At 36.2% G+C, this 23437-nt stretch carries 22 protein-coding genes and 1 tRNA gene; 9 read left to right on the top strand and 14 right to left on the bottom strand.

What is annotated here, in order from left to right:
- Nucleotides 1–272: 272 nt before the first annotated feature.
- The 12 genes from FBT53_RS15015 to FBT53_RS14960 all read right to left on the bottom strand — a co-directional run bounded on the left by FBT53_RS15015 (nucleotide 273) and on the right by FBT53_RS14960 (nucleotide 12313).
- Nucleotides 273–722: a nuclear transport factor 2 family protein gene (locus tag FBT53_RS15015; protein WP_136952011.1), complete on the bottom strand. Its 450-nt coding sequence runs from the start codon at nucleotides 720–722 to the stop codon at nucleotides 273–275.
- A 99-nt stretch (nucleotides 723–821) separates the two neighbouring features.
- Nucleotides 822–2042, bottom strand: a complete 1221-nt coding sequence (locus FBT53_RS15010) for a DUF4272 domain-containing protein (RefSeq protein WP_136952010.1) — start codon at nucleotides 2040–2042, stop codon at nucleotides 822–824.
- A gap of 112 nt (nucleotides 2043–2154) precedes the next feature.
- Nucleotides 2155–2526, bottom strand: coding sequence for a hypothetical protein (locus tag FBT53_RS15005; RefSeq protein WP_136952009.1), 372 nt, complete (start codon nucleotides 2524–2526; stop codon nucleotides 2155–2157).
- Between the two features lie 327 nt (nucleotides 2527–2853).
- A complete protein-coding gene (locus FBT53_RS15000; protein WP_136952008.1) occupies nucleotides 2854–3513 on the bottom strand; it encodes a DsbA family oxidoreductase in 660 nt (219 codons plus the stop codon).
- Nucleotides 3514–3609: 96 nt separating this feature from the next.
- A complete protein-coding gene (locus FBT53_RS14995) occupies nucleotides 3610–4140 on the bottom strand; it encodes a PaaI family thioesterase (protein ID WP_136952007.1) in 531 nt (176 codons plus the stop codon).
- 110 nt (nucleotides 4141–4250) lie between these two features.
- A complete protein-coding gene (locus FBT53_RS14990) occupies nucleotides 4251–5138 on the bottom strand; it encodes a hypothetical protein (RefSeq protein ID WP_136952006.1) in 888 nt (295 codons plus the stop codon).
- 175 nt (nucleotides 5139–5313) lie between these two features.
- Entirely contained in the window at nucleotides 5314–5640 is a 327-nt protein-coding gene (locus tag FBT53_RS14985) for a multidrug efflux SMR transporter (RefSeq protein WP_136952005.1), read from the bottom strand.
- A gap of 80 nt (nucleotides 5641–5720) precedes the next feature.
- Complete coding sequence (locus FBT53_RS14980; protein WP_136952004.1) at nucleotides 5721–6746, bottom strand: LacI family DNA-binding transcriptional regulator; 1026 nt, start codon at nucleotides 6744–6746, stop codon at nucleotides 5721–5723.
- 262 nt (nucleotides 6747–7008) lie between these two features.
- Nucleotides 7009–7278, bottom strand: a complete 270-nt coding sequence (locus tag FBT53_RS14975; RefSeq protein WP_136952003.1) for a hypothetical protein — start codon at nucleotides 7276–7278, stop codon at nucleotides 7009–7011.
- Between the two features lie 272 nt (nucleotides 7279–7550).
- On the bottom strand, nucleotides 7551–8876 hold the full coding sequence (xylA, locus tag FBT53_RS14970; protein ID WP_136952002.1) for a xylose isomerase: 1326 nt from the start codon (nucleotides 8874–8876) through the stop codon (nucleotides 7551–7553).
- A gap of 5 nt (nucleotides 8877–8881) precedes the next feature.
- Entirely contained in the window at nucleotides 8882–10369 is a 1488-nt protein-coding gene (locus FBT53_RS14965; RefSeq protein ID WP_136952001.1) for a xylulokinase, read from the bottom strand.
- Nucleotides 10370–10615: 246 nt separating this feature from the next.
- A complete protein-coding gene (locus FBT53_RS14960; RefSeq protein ID WP_136952000.1) occupies nucleotides 10616–12313 on the bottom strand; it encodes a GMC oxidoreductase in 1698 nt (565 codons plus the stop codon).
- 324 nt (nucleotides 12314–12637) lie between these two features.
- Here FBT53_RS14960 and FBT53_RS14955 point away from each other — a divergent pair, with 324 nt between their 5' ends.
- From FBT53_RS14955 to FBT53_RS14915, 9 genes are all read left to right on the top strand, one after another.
- A complete protein-coding gene (locus tag FBT53_RS14955; protein ID WP_136951999.1) occupies nucleotides 12638–14548 on the top strand; it encodes an ATP-binding protein in 1911 nt (636 codons plus the stop codon).
- Entirely contained in the window at nucleotides 14539–15204 is a 666-nt protein-coding gene (locus FBT53_RS14950) for a response regulator transcription factor (protein WP_136951998.1), read from the top strand. Before FBT53_RS14955 ends, FBT53_RS14950 begins: the two co-directional genes overlap by 10 nt.
- Nucleotides 15205–15307: 103 nt before the next feature.
- Nucleotides 15308–15733, top strand: a complete 426-nt coding sequence (locus FBT53_RS14945) for a hypothetical protein (protein WP_136951997.1) — start codon at nucleotides 15308–15310, stop codon at nucleotides 15731–15733.
- Between the two features lie 28 nt (nucleotides 15734–15761).
- Nucleotides 15762–16367, top strand: a complete 606-nt coding sequence (locus FBT53_RS14940) for an SIMPL domain-containing protein (protein WP_136951996.1) — start codon at nucleotides 15762–15764, stop codon at nucleotides 16365–16367.
- Between the two features lie 110 nt (nucleotides 16368–16477).
- Nucleotides 16478–16561: transfer RNA gene (locus FBT53_RS14935), tRNA-Leu, on the top strand.
- A 124-nt stretch (nucleotides 16562–16685) separates the two neighbouring features.
- A complete protein-coding gene (locus FBT53_RS14930; protein ID WP_136951995.1) occupies nucleotides 16686–17585 on the top strand; it encodes a MerR family transcriptional regulator in 900 nt (299 codons plus the stop codon).
- Between the two features lie 15 nt (nucleotides 17586–17600).
- Complete coding sequence (locus tag FBT53_RS14925; protein ID WP_136951994.1) at nucleotides 17601–19064, top strand: NAD(P)/FAD-dependent oxidoreductase; 1464 nt, start codon at nucleotides 17601–17603, stop codon at nucleotides 19062–19064.
- A complete protein-coding gene (locus FBT53_RS14920) occupies nucleotides 19061–19900 on the top strand; it encodes a phytoene/squalene synthase family protein (RefSeq protein ID WP_136951993.1) in 840 nt (279 codons plus the stop codon). Before FBT53_RS14925 ends, FBT53_RS14920 begins: the two co-directional genes overlap by 4 nt.
- Nucleotides 19901–19902: 2 nt before the next feature.
- Nucleotides 19903–20352 (top strand): sterol desaturase family protein, encoded by a 450-nt coding sequence (locus tag FBT53_RS14915; protein ID WP_136951992.1) that lies wholly within the window; start codon nucleotides 19903–19905, stop codon nucleotides 20350–20352.
- A 3-nt stretch (nucleotides 20353–20355) separates the two neighbouring features.
- Here FBT53_RS14915 and FBT53_RS14910 read toward each other — a convergent pair whose 3' ends face one another.
- Both FBT53_RS14910 and FBT53_RS14905 read right to left on the bottom strand, forming a co-directional pair.
- On the bottom strand, nucleotides 20356–20916 hold the full coding sequence (locus FBT53_RS14910) for a TlpA disulfide reductase family protein (RefSeq protein WP_136951991.1): 561 nt from the start codon (nucleotides 20914–20916) through the stop codon (nucleotides 20356–20358).
- Nucleotides 20917–20998: 82 nt separating this feature from the next.
- Nucleotides 20999–23272, bottom strand: a complete 2274-nt coding sequence (locus FBT53_RS14905) for an aconitate hydratase (RefSeq protein WP_136951990.1) — start codon at nucleotides 23270–23272, stop codon at nucleotides 20999–21001.
- Between the last annotated feature and the right edge of the window lie 165 nt (nucleotides 23273–23437).

The raw sequence follows: 23437 nt of genomic DNA, 5'->3' as shown, positions 1-23437 counted from the left end.
TTCTTTTTTCGACAGGGTGGTTTTTTTGATTCTTCCATAGATTGCTAAATATGATAACTTTTTTAGTCAACCTATTTCAGGACGATGCCAACCACTCATTATTAACAAACGGTTAGTTATAAATATGCGAGATACACTACTGTACTTCTACTTAAACTTAAAATAAGTTTAGCTATATCATTCTTAAAATTAGAAGAACCTGTAATTGCAAACAACTAGATTGTAGTACATAAATTCATCATCTTTATAACCACATAGTAGCAATCATACAGCTAATGCAAGCTACCATCTTTAAATTGCCATAGCACATTCACAATTTGCCATTCGCCATTTAACTTGACAATATGCATATAATCAATCCATTCGTCTGCAACCAACTTTACGGATGCTACCTTATCATAAACATCTAATAATACGACTTCCTTTGTTGGGTTTTCTGGAAATTTATCTCCTTTTACGTTGTAGGTTTCTGCTAATAAAACCATCCCATCTTTAAACGTTTCTCTTAAGTATTCTTTATTAGCTATCCTATTTTTCCAAAACGTTCGCTTTACCATTCTGGGGTGCGCCGAGCGTTCAAACAATTCTGGCTTTACTGTGTGCTGTGACACCAAATAATCTAGGGCTACTTGTTTAATTTCAATACTGTCTTGTTTCGTCTGTGCCTGTAAAGTTACGCTTGTACTGATTAAAATAAGGAATAGACCCAAAACATTTCTCATAGTGGTAAAATATTGTTTTCAAATGGATTAGAAGCACAAAATACTAGCTGTAAATTACTTTACCACTTAAATATATCCTAAAATTACAAGGGTTATTAGCTAGGTATCACAAGAAACATCATCCCAGCCCAGGTCCATGTATGTAATGAGCCAGTTTAATGCATACTGCCGTTCATAACAAAGACTTGGATTTACTTCTGATATTGTTTTGTTGTTTATCCTAGCGTCTACACAAGCCCAGTTCAATCTGTAGTATAAATCGTTCTGGTCTAAAATTTCTTTTGCACTCCTAACCGTCGTATGTTTCTGTACAAATGTATCTGGATGCCTTTTAGGAACAATGGGATACGCTTCTTGTGGAATTTTATTTAAATCTGCCAACTGATTGGCATCACCCAACTCTTCTACAATACCTAAGGCCCAACACAATGTCCAGATACCCTCGCACCGCCACGTCATTTGCGTTTTGGCTTGTGCTGTAGGTTTATTTAAAAACGTAAGTTCATCAGGGGTAATTTTACCTTCCAAGTTATATTCCCGTATCATTTGCAATGCCCTATCTCCCGTTATACTATCAAAAGCCACTAAATTTATAATAGCCAAACATATTGCTCTATACGCAATTTCTTCTGCGCTTCTTAATTGAACTTCTGTTTCTGATTCTACTGCAGGTAAATGGTCTATAGTTTTTAAACCAAGTTTCTTTATGTACGCTATATTTCTTTGTTTACGCGCTATCTGGTCTGGCAATAAAGTTATTTCTGGCTGACTATCTAAAGCAACAAAAACGCCCAGGTCTTTATGTATTTCAGAAGCACCATGTACATCTAAAATCACCTTGTAATCACCATTCAGGAAATGTGGGTATTCTGCCACACCTACAAAACCCTTTTGTTGTGCAAAAACAAACCCATCTGTAGCTGTAGTAAGCATATCTACTAACTGTTTTAAGGCTGAAGAATTTTCTACATCTGCCAAAATTGCCACTTCTGAAACCATTCTAGGTATTGTTTCTTGCAATTGGTCTACTGCTGCAGGATATTTAACAGGAAACGTGCTTATATATCCTAGCATTCCTTTTAGGTTTGTGGCTAGCAAAGAGGTATCCTTTTCTAAACTAAGGTCTGCATTACGTTCTCTGACAGATATTTTAAAATTGGACTTTCCTTTAAAAAAACCATGTTTCTGCGCAAAGGTGAACACGCTATGCGCCTCATTTTCTTCTACCTGCCACTTCGCTTTAGGAAAATACTGTTGTATTAAAACGGGAACTCTATCTATTACAGATGAATCGCAATACACGGTACATAAATTATTCATGGATAAAGGCTTAAAGATTGGGGTACTAAGCTTTATATTCTAATAATAAAGTAACTATTTAAAAGTAAAAATAAAGAAACTAGTTTACAAGAATGCTAATATAACGTTAGGATTATTCTCGTTCGCACCAAGCTTCAGCCTCTTCTAGGGTCGCAAAAAGACCCACCTTCCAATTGGTGTTTAACATGCCTTCTCTATAAATATCAATCAGTTTTTCTATTCCCTTATCGGTGGAAACCACTGCCACTTTCATATGTCTTTTCCAAAAAGTCGCACCCAAATCAAATCCCACAATTTCGCTTACCTTACTGTAATCTTCTATCTGATTATCCGCTTCAGTAAAATCATAAATTTGGGCAGCAACGTGAGCAAATCTTGGGTCTTGATATAAGATATTGTCTGTAGTTCTAATATCCGCAATTTTTAACTGTTTAAAATGCTTTACGTAAACACTATTAGTTCTCCATTCTATTTGGAATCCCATAAGTAAGTCTGTTTTTAAGGAGTGCGAATTTATTACAACCGTTAGAATTATTTGGTAACAATCCTACAATAATGTGAAATATCCTACAAAATATACACTCTTCTTTTTCTGTGTAAAATGCGCTTTAAATAACGCCTTAGGTATTCTCATAAAAGCGTATTACTTTTCCATTATCCGTGCCAAAAACACTTTTTCAGAGGTATGGCATTGTACCCTTTAAAATAACTAGCTTATAATCTAAAACGTGTATTTTCTCCAAGGTTCTTCCGATCAAATGGTACAACATACAAAAAAGCCTTTTACAAGTGTGTAAAAGGCTTTAATTTTTTATTGTTGTTTCTGTTTCTTTTCAATCACATCTTGCAATACCTGTTTAAATACTTCCACCGGTTGGGCTCCTGTAACCCCACTTTTTTTATCAAATACAAATGTAGGTACTGAGCTTACCCCGAGACCATGCCAATAGGTTTCTTTATTTTTTACTTCATAACGCACCTTATCTCCTTCCAAAGTAGCTAAAGCTTCTTCGGCATTTAAACCCACATCTTCTAAAGCTTCTTTTAATACGGCTCTATCAGATACGTCTTTGCGTTCACTAAAGAACGCCTTGGTTAAGCGCATTTTTAATTCGGTCTGTTTATCAAATTTATGTGCGTATTCTAACAACACATGTGCATCCAAAGTGTTTACCATACGCATTTCATCAAAATAATCAAACGTAAAACCAAGCTCTGCACCAGCCTCTGTCATATGTCTTTGAGACTCTCGCTGTTGTTCTAAAGTAGAACCGTATTTATTAGTAATATGGTCTATTATATTTTCACCTTCTTTGGGCATATGTGGATTTAGTTCAAACGGTTGCCATTCTATTTCAAATTTATCGGCAACGCCCAATTCTTCCATCGCTTTTTCTATTCGCTTATATCCAATAGTACACCAAGGGCATACCACATCAGAAACGATATCGAGTTTTATTTTATTAGCCATACTTTACCTTAAATTGTATTAAAGTACAAAACTAACCAATTGTTTAGATTTTAAACCTGCTTTTAACGTAACCTTGATAGTTCAGTTTTAAAAAGTCTATTTTTGTTGTTTTCTACGGGCCAATTTTTCTTTGTAGAAGGATTTTTTGGCGATGTATATAGTTTTATCTACTTCACAAAAAATTGTAGTTCCATCCTCATTGGTCAGATAGGTAGTCTTACTGATTTCTATTTCGTTATTAGCCGCAACATCTGCTTGTATTTGTTGTATTTCTGCCTTATTCACCCTAAAATCTGCATACAAATGTTGTTTGGCAGGCCGTTTAAATCTTATTTGTGCTGCTTTATCCCACACTACATAATTATCCCCTAAAATATTGATTAATTGCACCATTGGGATGGGATCAACCGCAGCAAACATACTACCACCAAAAATAGAATTGGCATAATTACGATTCTTATAACTTATAGGTAATTTTATTTTTATGTACGATAAGTCTGGTTCTATTGCCACAATTTTTGCAGTACTGCGCTTGTACATGGGAGACCAATTAAAACCGTATTTAAATAACTTGTGTTTTGGTACGAACTTGGTGCCTACTTTGGCCATTTTACTGTAAAAAGACATGGGGTAACTTTAGTTAAAAATTAGTCCTAAAATTAGAAAAACACCCAAAATACAGTTTTCTCTTAGATTGTAGAAATGATTTTTAAACTTAGAATAGTTAACTAAATGGACTACTGTGCGTAATTACCAGCAGCATAACTAGCTACAATGCTACCGCTTGGGGTTTTACAATTTTCTGGAAAATCATAGAAATAAATGCATTTAGGTAAACCATTTTCAAAATTTACTTGCACCCATCCTTTACCATTACCAAAACCCTTAAAACTATAATCTGCACGAACACTAATAGGTCTACCTTGTCCATCTTTTTGGTATTGCACCAGCTTAGAGACACTACCTGCAATGTACCTATTCATCATCCAAGTTCTCGCTTGGTCTATAATCAAATCATCTAATAATTTGGTGAGATTTTGTTCTCCAATGGGCCCTCCATTCTTCTTCATTTTAGTAAACTTACTTACGGTATTCATTTTTATTCCCGGCTGCCCCAAAGCAAACAGCCTAAGATTATCTTCAAACCGTCTAATGGCAGAATTGGCACATGCATTCAGCATAAAAAAATTCGCCATATCCTCCTTAATTCCATTAACCTTATGCATCCTATCTACAGAATGACCTATACCATTTTTATCTCTTACCAGAGTTAAAAAGGTTTGAATTCCTTTCTGGCTAACGCGATATTCCAAATCTGTAAAAGCAGCGTATAGTTCTGGTCTAGCAAAGATATCCGTACCCCTTTGACCCCAAGTGATACAACGCGTACTTCTTTCACCATTTGCAAAAATGGTTTCCTCTGCCTTAATACAATAATCTTCCATTATTTCTACCTTATTCTTAGGTAGCTGTGCTTTGCATTGCACACCTGCAGTAAGTAAATATTGCTTTAATAAAAAAGGAAATACCATATCTTCTGCTTGCATCTCTACTTCCTCAAATTCGCCATGAAAAATTAAATCGTAGAATGCGGCAAAATGGAGTCCTTCGGTTTTCAACTCCATCGTGGGGTTAATGTTTTGCCCATAGGTAAATGTATAAGGGTATACACAAATGCAAATTAGCAAAGTATAAAGCTGAAAGGATTTCATGGTGTTGTGGTTTAAATTGGATGTACGTGTTCTGTCTTCTTCTAAATTACTACAAACCAAAGAAATACCTATTATTTCTAATTTTAAATTAATGCGAAACTACCTTTAAGCCAATAATAGAACCAATAAGTGTGGTTAAGAATAACAATCGCCAAAAAGTTGCAGGTTCTTTAAAAACCAAAATTCCTAGGGCTACAGAACCTACTGCGCCGATACCAGTCCATACCGCATATGCTGTACCCATAGGTAAAGTTTTAGTTACCTTAATCATCAAAGACATGCTTAAGGTTAAACTTAATGTAAATGCAGTGTACCACAAATACATGGTATTGCCTGTACTCTCTTTGGCTTTTCCTAAACAAAAGACAAAAAGAACCTCAAACAAACCTGCAATAATCAACAATACCCAATTCATTCTTTATCGCTTTTAATCTTAGTAAAGTTAAAGTCTACAAAGCAGAAAAATGGCCAAAAGTTCCTTAATTTATGGGGTAACTATTCTGGCAAGGGCAATGTGGATTCCCTAGGAATTATACTAGTTTTTACCAATTTAGTAGTATAGGGCAGTTCTTTATCTACCTGCTCAATACGGTCTATTAACATATTTGCAGAAGTTTCTCCAATATATTTTCCGTGTTGACTGACCATTGTCAATGATGGAGATACATACTTAGAGAGTTTACCATTAGTAAAACCTACTATGGCCAACTCTTCTGGTACCTTAATCTTCTTTTGCTTGCAAATATTGAGCACGTCTACCGCTGTCATCTCATCTAAGGCGATAATACCGTCCACCTCTTTGGATGCTAAAAGCAGTGTAAGTAGTAATTGTAAATCGTCCTCTTTACCCACCTTAACATTAAGCTTATCCTCATAAACTAATCCTCTTTGGGCTAAGGATTTTTTAAAGCCTGCTATTCGTAATTTACCAACACTGGAATTAGAGATAGAAGACACAATGGCTATTTTTTTACAACCGGTATCAAACAAAAATTCTGCTATGTTAAAGCCGGCTTCTTCATCGTCTACTACAACTTTATCGCACTGAATTTCATCGCATACACGATCAAACATTACCAAAGGAATTTGATAGCTCATAAAATTACGTACATGCTCATAATCTTCTTTAGATTGTGTTTCTTCTGCCAACGACAGGATTAAACCGTCTACCGTTCCCGTGCTGAATAATTCTAAAGTACGTTGTTCTTTTACAAAGGATTCATCAGAAGTGCAACTTATAATATTGTAGCCTCTTGCATTGGCCGCCTTTTCTATACCATAAAACACTTGAGCAAAAAAATAATTAAGAATACTTGGTACTACCACACCCAATGTTTTGGTATTTTTTTTAAGTAAACTTAATGCAATACGGTTAGGTCTGTAATTGTTGGCTTTGGCATAATGTTGTATGCGCTGTTTAAGCTCCTCACTAATTTCATGACTGTCATTAATGGCTTTAGAAGCAGTAGAAACAGAAACACTAAAATGTTTGGCAATGTCCTTTAAGGTAAACTTTTTCATCCTTTAGGCTAAGTCTGGTTCGGTGCACCAATTTACGTAGGTTTCTTGAATCTGAAAATTTCTTTAGGAAAAAGTAGTGCGAATTTTTCTAAAACGTTATAAGAATGTTATTACGTTTTTACATAAGATTTCTTACCTAAAAGAAAACGTAAAGTAGCTCATCTTTTCCAATGTAATTCTGATAGCAAACTCTTATCGCTTTAAAAACAGGGCTAAAAAAAAACCACCCAAAGGTGGCATATTTTTGTAATTAGGATATTTGCTAGTCTCTTAAAAATCTGAATATGATTCTCAAGACGATAAGAGCAACACCTATAACTACCCAAATTTGGTTTTTATTTTCTTCCTTTGCTACAACCTCATACTGCTGCCTCATATGCATTTTATGAGCTTGTTTTGGGTCTAAAGCAAAACTTGCGCAACTGTTATTAAAATCGGGTTTACTACCCGATAAAGAGCACACAATACCAAATTCCGAAAATTCTCTGTTTTGGCATTTTTTACATGATTCTAATCGTTGTTTTAAATCCATAAGCTATAAGCGGTTAGGTTAATACTAAGATTTGGACATTTACATAACGCCATAAAATAAGATAACTTACACACTTTTGGATTTATTAGACGAACTGCACAAAATAGATTGTTAACTAAATAAGATTAACATAGTCAAAGAACATTTTTACAATTAATTTATTTTATTACCCTGTAATAACACCCAGATGGCAACCCCAATTAATGCGGCTAAATAGGCTCCTAATACCCACCAGTCTGCAGTTTCTAAAATAGATTCCATCTGGGTAATTTTTAACTATATTGATTTAAAATATTCTCAAACAATTCTTGCTTGCCACTTATTTGTTGTGGTTCCCCTTTTTGTTGTGCGTAAGTATATAAATCTGTTAAATTTAATTTTCCGGCAATAAAATCTGCTCCCGCACCATTATCAAAAGATTCGTATCGCTGGTTAAGTAAGCCTTCTAATGGAGATTTTTGTAAGACTGCATCCGCAATTAACAGGCCTCTAGCAAACGTATCTGCCCCACCAATATGGGCTAAAAACAAGTCTTCTAAATCTGTGGAATTTCTACGGGTTTTTGCATCAAAATTAACGCCACCACCTTGCAAACCACCAGATTTAAGCAACACCATCATGGCTTCTGCTGTCTCTAAAAAGTTATTAGGAAACTGGTCTGTATCCCAACCATTTTGGTAATCTCCCCGGTTGGCATCTATACTTCCTAACATGCCTGCATCTGCTGCCACCTGCAATTCGTGCTGAAAAGTATGTTGCGCAAGGGTGGCATGGTTCACTTCTATATTCAATTTAAAGTCTTTTTCTAATCCTTGTTCACGAATAAAGTTAATAGAGGTAGCGCTATCAAAATCGTACTGATGTTTAGAAGGCTCCATGGGTTTGGGTTCAATAAAAAAGTTTCCAGTAAATCCATTGCTACGGGCATAATCACGTGCCATCCGCATAAACCTACCAATATTATCCTGTTCCAGTTTCATTTTGGTATTTAAAAGGCTCATATACCCTTCTCTACCACCCCAGAAAACATAGTTTTCTCCACCTAAAGCTATAGTGGCATCTATCGCTATTTTTAATTGTGCTCCAGCATATGCAACTACATCAAAATTAGGATTACTCGCAGCACCATTCATATAGCGTGGATTAGAAAATAAATTGGCCGTTCCCCAAAGCAATTTAACGCCAGAAGCCTCCATTTTTTCCTTTAAATACGCTACGGTTGCCTGCACTCGTTTTTCAGACTCTGCCAAGCTGCTTCCTTCATCTACCAAGTCATAATCATGAAAACAATAATAATCGAAACCCATTTTGGTAGCAAACTCAAATGCGGCATCTGCTTTATCTCTGGCAGCTGCAACCGGGTCATTACTTGTACTCCAAGGAAAATCTTTTGTTCCAGGCCCAAATGGGTCGCCCCCAGTACCACATAACGTATGCCAATACGCCATAGCAAATTTAAAATGCTCTCGCATGGTTTTACCCGCTACAACTTGTTCCGGATTGTAAAATTTAAATGCCAAAGGATTATCAGATTCTTTTCCTTCAAACTGTATTTGGCCTATGCCTTTAAAATATTCTTTATCTCCTAGTACTGCCATGTTGTTTATGCTATTGTATTTAAAATCAGGTTCAATTCTTTTTTCCAATTATTATATGCCAATTGGTAGGCTTGTTTTTCTTTTTTAGGGTGATATGTTTTTACGTAATCATTTTGAGTATAAGCAGAAAAAGCATTGTAATCCCCCTCTTTTAGTACGCAGGCACGTGCAGCACCTATGGCTCCTGTAGTATTATACAGCGCTATTTCTTGACCTATAAGTGTAGCTATGGTCTCTGCAAAAATTCTGGAACGAAACATGTTGTCATTCCCTGCTTTAATCACCGTTGGCTCAATGCCATCTGCTTGCATAATTTCAAAACCATATACAAAGCTAAAGGCGATACCCTCCAAAGCTGCCCTGCACAAATGTGCTTTTTGATGCCTATTTAGATTGATATTGACCCAGCGTGTACCTACATCTTTATTCTTTAACATGCGTTCTGCCCCGTTACCAAAAGGAATACATTGTATACCATCTGACCCCACAGCTACAGTGGACGCCAGCTCATTCATAGTTTCATAATCCGTAATACCTAAGGTATTTTTTAACCAACGGTATTGAATTCCGGCTCCATTAATACATAATAACTTGCCAATACTTTTTTGGGCTGATTTTTGGTAATTTACGTGTGCAAAGTTGTTTACTCGAGCATATTCTTTTACAGATAAATTAGATGTAACTCCATACATAACGCCAGAAGTACCACATGTAGCTGCGACTTCTCCAGGCTTAAACACATTTAAACTAAGGGCATTGTTGGGCTGGTCACCAGCACGGTATAAAATAGGGGTACCTGCTACAAGTCCACTTTCTTCTGCGCCTTTTGCTGAAACTGCGCCTTGCAAGCCAAAAGTGGGTACTATGTTCGGTATTTGTTCTTTAGAAAAACCATAATGTGTTAATAACTCCTCTGACAATCTATCTTGTTTAAAATCCCAAAAAATACCCTCTGATAAACCAGAAACTGTGGTAGTACTTTCTCCCGATAGCTTTAATGCGATGTAATCTCCCGGAAGTAAAAACTTAGCCGTTTTATCAAAAATAGCGGGTTCATTATCTTTTACCCACTTTAGCTTAGATGCAGTAAAATTTGCTGGACTATTTAATAAATGTTCCGTGCAATACGAAGGACCTATACTTTTCAAAGCCTCTTCTCCTATTTCTACAGCCCTGCTGTCACACCAAATAATGGCTTTACGTAAGGGAATACCTTGGGCATCTACCACTACTAAACCATGCATTTGGTAAGAAATACCTATTCCTTTGATGGTTTCTGGGGATACCTTGGTTGATTTTAGTATGGATTTTATACCCAGACAGGCATAATGCCACCATAGATTAGGGTCTTGTTCCGCCCATCCTTTTTGGTGGGCTTCCATGGACATCTCCTCCTTTGGTTCTTGTTCAACGGCTAGTTGTTTACCTGTATCTGAAGCTACTAAGGCAATCTTTACAGAAGAACTCCCGATATCCAATCCTAAAAAGTACATAGTTAAGTTGTTGTGTTTGATAAATGTAGAAAAAGAAAGCTTTGTGTGGTCTATAAAACCAAATTTCAGCTATGCAGAGGTAACCTAGCGTAAAATAAACAATGCTCCAAATTATCGCAATTTCCTAAAAAACAGAACTTTAAACAACAATACCGATGACGAAAATTTTTCGAAAGGGTTTTCGTTATAAATTCACTTTAAACGTATACTAGCGTATTTAAATTCCTAGGTCAGTTCAATTCTAAGCTAATCTTTGCTTAGATTGTCTGCCAAATGTTGCGTTAATGCTACCATAGCTAAAGTAGGATTCCAAGAAGCTCCTGTAGGCCATAAGCTGGCACCTGTTACGTAAACATTTTCTACCCCTTTTGGTCTATAATCTAAGCCTACTACACTTTCCGAATCGGTTCCCATCCACAAGGTAGAAGCTTCGTGTACCAAACCACTTACTCTGTATTTTTTCTTTTTAGGTCTGGTTTTCTTCCACTTATTTTGTTCAGCATCCCAATATTCTACTTGGTTTGCACCTTTAGGAGAACATATATCTTCTAACATATTAAAAGTGGCTTTATCCATGGCATCCCAAACCTTGTTATCATTTTTATTAAGATTGAGATTCAGGGTGACATTGGTGGTAGGGTCTGTTCCCCTATTTTTTAAAAATGAGTTTTTACTATTCTTGTAATCTAGCTCACCCAATACAGCACAAACAAAGACTACATGGTCTTTGCTAGACATCAATTGTTCTTCAGATGCTGTAGCAACAACATCTGGCATATTCCTTAAAGCTACTTCTGCATTTATTTCTGGGTCCGCATCTGCCAAGGCTGTAAATTGTACATGAAATTGTCCTTCGTGGTCTAATTTTGGTTCTACGCCAGCCACATAAAACGCCCCTATCTCTAATCTACACAAATCTTTGTAAAAAGAATAATCCTTTTTAGGCACACGAGCCACGATAGCACTAATAAAGTGTGCCGTAAACCGAGTGCCGATATTCTTTAGAGCAGGAAAAGAATTATGTAATAAAGTGGTTGGCGGCAACGTACCCATAGCTAAAATGAGCTTAGCTTTATTTAATGCGAGCACACCCCTAGAGGTATCTAATGCAGTAGCGGTATTTCCTTGTTCTATTATTCTGCTTACAATGCAATTGGTAGCCACTTTAAGTTTAGCTCCTTGACCTTTAGCATGCAATAGTTCTTGTTTTTCTATGAGCTGTAGCAAACGACTTGGGGTAGAAAATTTGGAAAAATCTACATCATTTTCTTTGGCTGTTTTTACGGCAAGTGGAGCGGGTATAGCACGTGTAAGTTCTGGTACAGCATCCAAATTATTTTGTAGTAATTGCTGTATACCTAGTTGAAGATGCCTAAAAATGGGTTTTTCATCACTCGTAGAGGTAATTTGATCTGCGGGTACTACATTCATTAAAGCTTCTGCTTCTTTGTAATACGCTTCTAACACTTCTACTACTTTTTCTGGCCAATTGACCAACTCATCTTTTGTAGGCCTTGGGCACCAACCACTCCATAAAGTAGACCGACCTCCAAAAAAAGGAACCATACCATGCTGCCAAGAAACGTACTCCCCTTTTGTACTTTCTAAAGATAAACTCCATGGAAAGGTCTCGCTTAAGCCTCCGAGCGTTTTTTTATATGGACCTGGCAAATCTTGAAAATGTTCAGGAAGAAAAAAACCTCCCCGCTCTAAAAGCAAAATTTTTGCAAACGGATTATTCTTTAATACACGCTCTACAAAGGCTAATCCGCAAAATCCACTCCCAATAACAATGTAGTCAAATTGTTCTTCTTCCCTTATTTGCTTCCACTCTTGATTAGAAACAAAATAAACATGGTTCATCACATCTTGCCCAGTAGGGGATTGTGGTCCAGGGGTAGGAAATCCATGATTAAAGTTGCTTGAAGCTCCGTAATTGGTCATTGCTCAGTGTTTTAAGATATTTTGCTCCAATAAACTTAAAAAAATACAGGCTAACCGCTAAGCGTATAGTCTTAAAATTAGATTTATTTACATATACCTGATAGAATTGTGAATCAAACCTTATTTACGCCTATCAGTTAAATAAGGTTTTTACTTCTTTACTAATTCACTAAACTTAAATTTTTAAATGCTTCTAAATGTTTTTCTGTAAAATCGTTTAAGTTTTAAGCTTATGTTTTTGAATACTACGGAGAACCCCTGAAAGCAGGGATTCATTACCCTAAAATTTAAAGTACATTTACCGTTCTTTAGCTTTACTGTATAATGCAAAACCGAATCAACCTATTTTTTTTAATACAAGTACTTCTTATTTGTATCCTACAAAATTCGCTTCTGGCACAAGGGCAAATTAACTTTACCGCCTTTGGGCATCAACCTAAAACGGTGCCAGACTCCCTATTTGTGGCATTGTCTGCTTCTACTGATGTAGATAAAACGGCACAGCTATTTACACAAATTGCCAAGTTACATTTACAACATGGTAACAGCGACTCTGTTTTATACTACGCAAAAAAACTAGACACCCTAAGTCTTGGTTCTTTAAAAGAAACTTCTAAAAACAACACTTTTAAACAACAATCTTTACTGTTACTGGGTAATGGAAATCTACAAAAAGGCTTTTTTGATGATGCTATGGCTGCTTTTTTTCATGGATTAAATTTAACCAATAAGCAAAAAAACTATGATCTACGCCATGAATTACAGCTTGGCTTAGGCAAATCTTATTTTAAAAAAGACAGCATAGGTAAAGCTGCTGCTCTGTTCACCCAGCTTTGTGATACCAGTGAGAGTCCACAAATATTAGCGGAAGCAAACTATTATTTGGGTAATATACAGTTACAACAAGATAATAGGCAAAAAGCTAAAAACTATTATGTAAAAGCCCAAGAACTTATTAATGACCAGAATAGCAAAGTTTATCTAGCGGCAACGCTAACCTTAGGAAACATACATGCCCTTAACCAAGAAGTTAATTTGGCTTATTTAAATTTTGAACAAGTAATGCAGAAGAGCATAGCGCAACGGTATTATGATTTGTATACCCAAGCCATTCTACGCTATGGTCAATTAAGTAGAGAGCAAGAAAACTATGAAGTGGCAGAAATGGTACTCTCTATGGGGTACGCCAACTCACTACAATGGAATAACCTAGAAATGCAAAAAGATATCATTCAAGGACTAATTGCAACTTACAAAGCAAAAGGTGATTTTGAAAATGCGTATGCTTTGATGACTCAATTTGTCCGTTTAAATAAAGAACTTGCACAACAACAAAATAAAGAAACGATTAAGGAATTACAGGTGCAATATGAAACGGTACAAAAGGAAAATGAAATATTAGCACTTAAGGAAACACAATTACAAAAAGAGAACGAATTGGACCGGCAACGCACCATTAAAAAAGCGGTTTTGTATGGTTTTTTGGCTGTTTTGGTTCCAATTATTGGTCTGTTGGTAGTGTACTATCAAAAACTGCAAACCCAAAGCAAACTCAATCAACAACAAGAAGAATTGAGTCAACAGCGAATGAAAACCCTAATGAATAAGCAAGAACTGGCTTTGGCTAAAGCAGGATTAAATGCTCAGCACCAAGAACGTTCTAGGATTGCAAAACAGTTGCATGACAGTATTGGTGGCAACTTAGCAGGGATAAAATTACAGTTATCCAGTCCTAACATGGATAAAGAGGTGCAAAAAGAGGTAGCGCTACAAGTTAATGAAACTTATGAGCTGGTTCGGGAAATATCGCACGATTTAACGCCAAAAAAGTTTATTCAGGACGATTTTTCAGCACTATTAAAAGACTATTTAAAACGAATAGACCAAAATGCAACTGTAGAAATATCGTTCTCCGCGCATCCAAAAGAACGCATTAACCTTATTTCTGAAAAAATAAAGGTAGAATTGTACCAAATAACGCAAGAGTTAGTAACCAATACACTAAAACATGCCAAAGCAAAACACATAGATTTGCACATTAATATCTTAGATGATGTACTGCAATTGCTATTTGAAGATGATGGATTTGGGTTTAATTTGCAAAATACATCCCAAGGTATTGGATTAAAAAATATAAAACAACGCTTACACTATTTGCAGGGCACTATTGTTATTGACAGTGCTCTAAATAGAGGTACAGCCATAACCATAGAAATCCCTGTTTTATGGAGTTAACCGGTACACACAAACTAATTTTAGTAGACGACCATAAAATGTTTTTAGATGGTTTGTTGAGCATATTAAGTGGTTCTAATGTTTTTGATATTGTACTCACTGCTGATCGCGGCGATAAAATTGCTAAATATCTGGATATTAACCAGGCTACAGACCCCGTAGATTTAGTAATTACAGACATAAGTATGCCAGATTATACTGGTGCAGAATTAAACCGACATATTAAAAAACACCACCCAAAAGTAAAAACATTAGTGGTTAGTATGATGCATGATGCGGATACTATTAAAACCCTTACCCAAGAAAACGTAGACGGTTACATCCCAAAAAACGCTGAAAAGGATGAGTTACTGTTAGCAATAACAACGATTTTAAAGGGTGATAAATATTTTTCTAGGTCCATAAAAGACACCTATTTTAAAAGCATGCTTTCTAACGAAGAAAAGGTAGAAGATTCCCTTTCTAAAAGAGAAAAAGAAGTCCTTAAACGCATTGCTCAAGAATTTACCACACAAGAAATTGCAGACCAATTGTTTTTAAGCAAACATACCATAGAAAGTTACCGTAAAAACTTAATCTCAAAATTAGAAGTACGTAATCTTGCTGGCCTTACCAAATACGCTATTAAAATGGGGCTTTTAGATGATGAATCTTAAGTTAACTCCCTGAATTCAGGGATACATTTCTACGGAAAGCAGTGCTGTGTAGCCAACACTACTAAAGGATATTTGCAGTGTAACTAATAAAAACAACACAGTCATGATTTACGGAATTACATTGATTTTATTGAGCATTATTGCCGTACCCTCTTTACTCTTAGCCAAAAAGCCAAACGCTAAAGAATTATTAGAAAAAATAGAACCTTACCAAGGGTGGATTGGTTTAGTATTCTGTATTTGGGGCGTTTGGGGTATAATAACCAGTATTCTTAATATAGGATGGTTAACCTCAGCTCCCATTTGGTGGGCTACTTTATTGGCAGGCAGCTTTGTAGAAGCCACCCTAGGTTTTATGTTAGGTTTTGGAGTTATCAATTCGCTTATCATTGGTAAAAATGAACAAGCAGTTACCAAAGCTGCAGAATTACGAGCTAAATTAGCTCCCAAACAAGGTAAATTAGGAATGTTAGGCATAGCCGTTGGTATTTGGATGGTTATTGCCTCATTTTTGTTTACCATTGCCTAAAGCTAATTTTCAACCAAAATTCTATTCCATGAAAAATTTAATTTACATCATTGTACTTACCCTTAGTAGTTTAAGTAGTGCACAAGAAGTTGATAATAGAAAAGCTATTACTGTAAATGGCGCTACAGCGATGAAACGTTCCATAACAGGCTACAAAGCAAAAGTGGTTTTAAACACAGACCAACTATCCTATATAAATCCTGCCTATACCAGTTTAGAAGATTTAAAAAGTGGGTACTATAAAATGTTGAAAGAAAAAGGCTTTGATACTAGTAAATTTAAAGAAGATGCTCTAGCCTACATGCTTATGGGATATCAGAACCGAGGTATCGTATTGATATATGAAACTCAGGATGAAAATCAAATCAAATTATTATCAGATAACCGATTTGGTGGTATTAATTTGACCATTCTTAAACAATCAACATTTGATGAAGCTACCCATCAACGTATGATAAAAGAGGCATTAGCAGATGCAAAGACTAATGCTGAGCGCTTAGCAAGTGCTGCCAATAAAAAAGTGGGAGATATAATCTTTCTATCAGAACGTAGCAATAACAAAGTGCTTTGGGAAAGCTATAGTGCTGATTATGAACAATACTTTGAGCTAACCGTCAGCTATGAACTTAATTAGGTTCAACACTTAATAGTTTGGTTTCCGGTCTTGGCGTATCCTCGCTAGGGCCGGTTTTTATTTTTTGTACTAGCTGGTAACATAATTTACTTATTTTTGCCACCCACAATGCCTACGTGGTGAAATTGGTAGACACGCCATCTTGAGGGGGTGGTGTTCGTAAGGACGTGCTGGTTCGAATCCAGTCGTAGGCACTATACAAGCCTTTTGCGAGCCGCAAAGGGCTTTTTTTATATCCTTTTCACTAAAATTTTAACGCTAGCTTTAACAAAGTAAAACAATAAAATTGTAGATTTGTTTAACTTTTTATAGAAAATAATGAACAACGTAAAAAAATCTTTTAGTATTCGGGATATGGAGAACCTTTCTGGCATAAAGGCTCATACCATAAGAATATGGGAAAAGCGTTACAATTTATTCTCTCCGGAAAGAACCACTACGAATATAAGAACATATAGTTTAACTAGCTTACAAAAGCTATTGAACATTACTTTGTTGTATCACAACGGATACAAAATTTCTAAGATTGCAAAGATTCCAGAGAGTGAGATACCAGTTTTGGTGAGGGAGATTGTTGCTAAAAAGAGTGAAAAAAGTCATTCTACCAATGCGTTTAAATTAGCCATGATTAATTTTGATCAGAGCTTATTTTTTAATACCTATAACAGTTTATTAGCAGAACGCAATTTTAGAGAGATATTTCACGAAGTCTTTTTGCCTTTATTAAATGAGTTAGGCTTATTATGGCAAACAGATACCATTAGTCCTGCACACGAGCACTTTATCACCAATTTAATCAAACAAAAAATATACATCAATACGGAGAAGCTTCAAATCATAGAGCCTACTCGTAAAGACAAGGTTTTTGTGTTGTTTTTACCAGAAAATGAAATTCATGAACTGGGCTTATTATACCTTAATTACGAAATCAATCTTAAAGGGTACAAATCTATTTATCTAGGGCAAACCATGCCTATTGAAAATTTGGTAGATTTAATGAAGTATTACAACAATCTACATTTTGTGTCTTACTTCACTGTTTCGCCAACTAAAGAGCAGCTAGAAAAATATATAGAGCAATTTGAGAATGACATTAATAAGGTTGCTGATTGTGAATTATCGGTATTAGGTAGTCAAGTACAACATATGAATAACTTGCAATTACCAGATTCTATAAAAACTTTTAACTCTTTGGAGCGGTTTATTGACCACCTCTAATACCAACCACCAAAAATGAAAAAAGTACTCATCATAGGTTCAGGATTTTCTTCCCTATCTGCTGCATGCCATATGGCTAAAGCTGGGTTTTCTACAACTATTGTAGAAAAGAATGCAACCGTAGGTGGCAGGGCAAGACAATTAAAAAAGGAAGGATTCACCTTTGATATGGGGCCTAGTTGGTATTGGATGCCAGACATTTTTGAAAAGTTTTTTGCAGAATTTGGCAAAAAGCCTTCGGACTATTACCAACTAGATAAGTTAAATCCCGCCTATTCCATTTTTTTTGCTGATGATGTTATTACTATTGGCGACCATATGGATAAAATCTGCGAGGAATTTGAGCGTATAGAGTCTGGTAGTAGTGTTCCTCTAAAAGAGTTTATAGCTAAGGCACAAGAAAACTATGACATAGCTATTAATAAGATAGTGCTTAAACCTGGATTATCGCCATTAGAATTGGTTACAAAGGACACTATTTTAAGAGTAGGTCAATTTTTCAAGAATATTTCTCAAGAAGTCCGTAGTAGATTTAAAAATCCCAAATTAATTGCAACGCTTGAGTTTCCTGTATTGTTTTTAGGCGCTAAACCGCAGAACACCCCTTCTTTCTATAGTTTTATGAATTATGCCGATTTTGGTCTTGGCACATGGCACCCAAAAGGTGGTATGTACAAGGTTATAGAAGGGATGACAAATTTAGCCTTGGATTTAGGTGTTACTATTAAAGTTAATGCTCCCGTAGAAAAGATACATATAGAGAACGGTAAAGCCGTAGGAGTTTTTGTTGACGGTCAAATGTTAGAAGCAGACGTAGTGATAAGTGGTGCAGATTACCAACATACAGAAAGTCTGCTACCAACACAGTACAGACAATATTCAGATGCATATTGGAACAAAAAAACCTATGCTCCTTCTTCGCTACTATTTTACGTAGGATTTGATAAAAAAATAAAAAACGTTAACCACCACAACCTTTTTTTCGACACTGATTTCGGGTTACACGCACAAGAAATTTATGATAACCCCAAATGGCCTACAGCACCTCTTTTTTATGCCAATTTTCCATCGATAACAGATGAAACTATGGCTCCAGAGGGTTGCGAAGCTGGTTTTTTCTTAATCCCTATAGCACCAGGACTAGAAGATACTCCAGAATTAAGAGCACAATATTTTAGTTTGATAATGGACCGTTTTGAGCAATTAACAAAACAAGACGTGTTAAAAAACATTATATTTAAAGAAAGCTTTTGTGTAAATGACTTTATTAACGAGTATAATTCATTTAAAGGAAATGCTTATGGAATGGCTAATACCTTAACACAAACTGCCTTTTTAAGACCAAGCCTTAAAAGCAACAAAGTTGTAGATCTTTATTTTACAGGACAGCTGACCGTCCCGGGGCCAGGAGTTCCACCGGCGCTGATATCTGGAAAATTAGTTTCCGAATTAACCATTAAAAAACACTGTGAAGCATGAAGACTATTTTTGACAACGTAAGTTACGGTTGTAGCAAACTGGTGACCGAATCTTACAGCACATCCTTCTCTTTGGCAACAAAGATGCTTGCCCCAAGTATTCGTGGGGATATCTACAACATTTATGGATTTGTCCGTTTTGCAGATGAAATTGTAGACACATTTCATGATTACGATAAAAAAATACTCTTCGACAATTTTGAAAAGGACTTGCATAATGCTATAGCACAAAAAATAAGTTTAAATCCTATTCTTAACAGTTTTCAATATACCTTTCATAAGTATGAAATACCCATGCATTTGGTAGATGCTTTTATGGAAAGTATGCGTATGGATTTAGACAAAAAAGAATACAAAACCGTAGCAGAATACAAGCAATACATCTATGGATCTGCAGATGTAGTTGGGCTAATGTGTCTTTGTGTTTTTGTAAACGGAGATAAGGAAAAATATGATACCTTAAAAGACTCCGCCATGGCTTTAGGATCTGCATTCCAAAAAGTGAACTTTCTGCGAGATTTAAAAGCAGATTATGAACATTTAGAACGTTCTTATTTTCCTAATACCAACTTAATGGCGCTTGATGAAGTTTCTAAAAAAAGAATAGTACAAGAAATAGAGGACGACTTTAGCCGTGGATTTGCAGGTATTCAAGAATTACCAGCCACAGCAAAATTTGGAGTGTACACGGCATACCGCTATTATTATAAGTTGCTACAAAAATTAAAAAACACACCTCCGTTAGAAATAAAAAATACAAGAATAAGAGTTCCTAATTACCAAAAATTTGGTCTCTTAGCACACTCTTATGTTAATTACAAATTACAATTGGTATAAGCATGAAAATTTTTCTTTGGATAGTAATATTCCTAGGTACATTTAGTTTTATGGAATTTATGGCATGGTTTACCCACAAATACGTGATGCACGGTTTTTTGTGGAGTTTACATAGAGACCATCACAACAAGGATCATGATTCCTGGTTTGAACGCAATGATGCTTTCTTTATCTTCTACGCTATCGTAAGTATGACCTTATTTTATTTAGGCGCTGAAACAACATTTTGGTATGGTTGGCCTTTAGGTTTTGGAATTTTAGCTTACGGTATAGCTTATTTTGTGGTACACGATATATTTATACACCAACGTTTTAAGATGTTTAGAAATGCCAATAATTGGTATGCGAAAGGAGTAAGACGAGCACACAAAATCCATCACAAACATTTAGGTAAAGAAGAAAGTGAGAATTTTGGAATGTTGGTTGTTCCTTTTAAATACTTTAAAAAATAAGGATTATTCGCTCATCAAACGGTCTAAGAGAGACCTCACTTCTGTAGTATTCCAATCTGAAATACCTTCCTCATTTACTACAATTGCACCACTTTTACTTATAACATAACTATGCGGTGGTGTAGGTATAGGGAATGGTGACTTTTCTCCTATTATTTGGTAAGTAACCGGAAAATTAAATTCGTGTTTTGCCATAAATTCTTCTACGGGAGCTTGCAACTCGTCCGTAATTATATAGAAATCTACTTTTCCCTCGTAATCATCGTATAACTCCTGAATACTAGCCAATTCTGCCTCTGAAGGCAAGCGCCAACTAGACCAAAAGTTAATAATTACAACTCTGTTCTTAGATACCTCAAAATTAAAAAAGTTCCAATCCTCGTCTTTAAGTTTCCAATCGTAGTCGGTTATTTTTTGCTGTTCAGCAACAGCGATTTCTGCGGGTGATGTAGCGAATATTCTATTTAAAAACAATTTACCATAATGCCCTAGAGGTGTTACAAAAAAGGCAGCAATAAAAAGGATAATAAGTAAATTGAAAAAGGTCTTCTTTTTATTCTTCATGAATGGTTTTCAGATTTGCACAAAACTAAAAAACTCCTGAGAATTCAGGAGTTTTTTATTCATCATTTATGCTACGTTAAATTTAGGCAGCATTTTCTTTCTTAATAACATTCAAAGCAGAACCTTCTTTAAACCATCCAATTTGTGCATCATTATAGGTATGATTCACTTTAATTGTATCCTTACTGCCATCAGCATGCGCTACTTCTATTGTTAGCGGTTTATCTGGGGCAAAACTTTCGATATCTAAAAAATTGAAAGTATCATCTTCCTGAATTAAATCATAATCCGATTCGTTAGCAAAGGTCAAGGCCAACATACCTTGCTTTTTAAGGTTGGTTTCATGTATCCTAGCAAAAGATTTTACTAGAACTGCCGCTACCCCTAGATGTCTGGGTTGCATGGCTGCATGCTCTCGAGAAGAACCTTCACCATAATTGTGATCACCAACTACGATAGATTTAATACCTTTTGCTTTGTATTCCCGTTGAGTGTCTGGTACTGGACCGTACTCCCCTGTCAATTGATTCTTTACAAAATTGGTTTTCTCATTATAAGCATTAACTGCTCCTATTAAAGTGTTATTGGCAATGTTGTCTAGATGCCCTCTAAAACGCAACCACGGACCTGCCATAGAAATATGGTCTGTAGTACACTTGCCATATGCTTTTATCAAAAGCTTCATTCCTTGTAAATCGTCTTTAGTAATAGGCATAAATGGGTCTAGCAACTGTAAACGTTCAGAACCCTCTTTTACCACTACTTCTACACCAGAACCATCTGCTTTCGGTGCTTGGTAACCTGGGTCTTCCACATCAAAACCTTTTGGAGGTAACTCGAACCCGGTTGGTTCTTTTAACTTTACTTCTTGTCCTTCATCATTTACCAAGGTATCTGTTTCCGGATTAAAATCTAGCTTTCCGGAGATAGCCAATGCCGCCACCAATTCTGGAGATGCCACAAATGCGTGTGTATTTGGGTTACCATCTGCGCGCTTGGCAAAGTTTCTATTAAAAGAATGTACTATAGTGTTTTTTGGCGCATTTTTTGGATCCTCATAACGGCCCCACTGCCCAATACAAGGGCCACAGGCGTTCGTAAATATTTTGGCCCCTAATTGCTCAAAAATATCCAAAAGACCATCACGCTCCGCAGTATAGCGCACTTGTTCAGAGCCTGGGTTAATTCCAAAGTCAGCCTTAGGCTTTAATCCCAACTCTACCGCTTGCTTTGCCACACTTGCCGCCCTAGATAAATCCTCGTAAGATGAATTGGTACAAGAACCGATAAGGCCCCATTCAACCTTCATGGGCCAATCATTCTTCTTAGCCTTTTCTGTCATTTCAGAGCCAGCAACCGTAGCTAAATCTGGTGTAAACGGGCCGTTCAAATGGGGTTTTAGGGTATCTAGATTAATTTCAATAACTTGATCAAAGTAATCTTCTGGATTGGCATACACCTCATCATCACCCGTTAGATAATCCTTAATAGCATCTGCAGCTTCTGCCACATCTGCCCTACCCGTAGACTTTAGGTAACGAGCCATGGACTCATCATATCCAAAGGTAGAAGTAGTTGCACCTACCTCTGCTCCCATATTACAAATGGTACCTTTACCAGTACAAGACATGGAAGTAGCACCTTCGCCAAAATATTCAATGATAGCACCCGTACCACCTTTAACGGTAAGTATTTCTGCTACCTTAAGTATTACATCTTTTGGTGCTGACCATCCTGACAATTTTCCAGTTAATTTTACTCCAATTAATTTAGGAAACTTAAGTTCCCATGCCATTCCGGCCATTACATCTACAGCATCTGCTCCACCAACACCAATAGCTACCATGCCTAAACCACCGGCATTTACCGTGTGAGAATCTGTACCTATCATCATTCCGCCAGGAAAAGCATAATTTTCTAAAACTACTTGGTGAATAATACCTGCACCTGGCTTCCAGAATCCAATACCGTACTTGTTAGATACTGACTCTAAGAAGTTGAACACCTCGGAAGATTGATTAATTGCATTTTGCAAATCCTTATCTGCCCCAATTTTAGCTTGTATTAGGTGATCACAGTGTACTGTGGTTGGCACGGCAACTTTTGGTTTACCTGCTTGCATAAATTGCAATAAGGCCATCTGTGCCGTAGCATCTTGACACGCTACCCTATCTGGAGCAAAGTCTACATAATCTTTTCCTCTTCTAAACGCTGTTTTCGGTGCTCCATCCCATAGGTGAGAGTATAATATTTTTTCGGCCAATGTCATTGGTTTTCCAATAACATCACGTGCTTTATCAACTCGTTCGGCCATTTGGGAGTAAACTCCTTTAATCATATCAATGTCGAATGCCATATACTGTTTATTTATTTTCTTTTTTTGATTCTACAAATTAGTTATAATTCTTAAAATTTCCACTACAAATAAACTAGATAAGCATTATACCGCTATCTAAACTTATTATAGCAAGGCCCTCAATATAAATAACGGAATACAGTAGTATGTTCGCCATAAGACAAA

It is taken from the genome of Flavobacterium sp. ASW18X (genome assembly GCF_005144745.1).
GTDB lineage: Bacteria > Bacteroidota > Bacteroidia > Flavobacteriales > Flavobacteriaceae > Croceivirga.
Note: the sequence above shows the minus strand (reverse complement) of the source record. Positions and strands in the feature narration are given on the sequence as shown.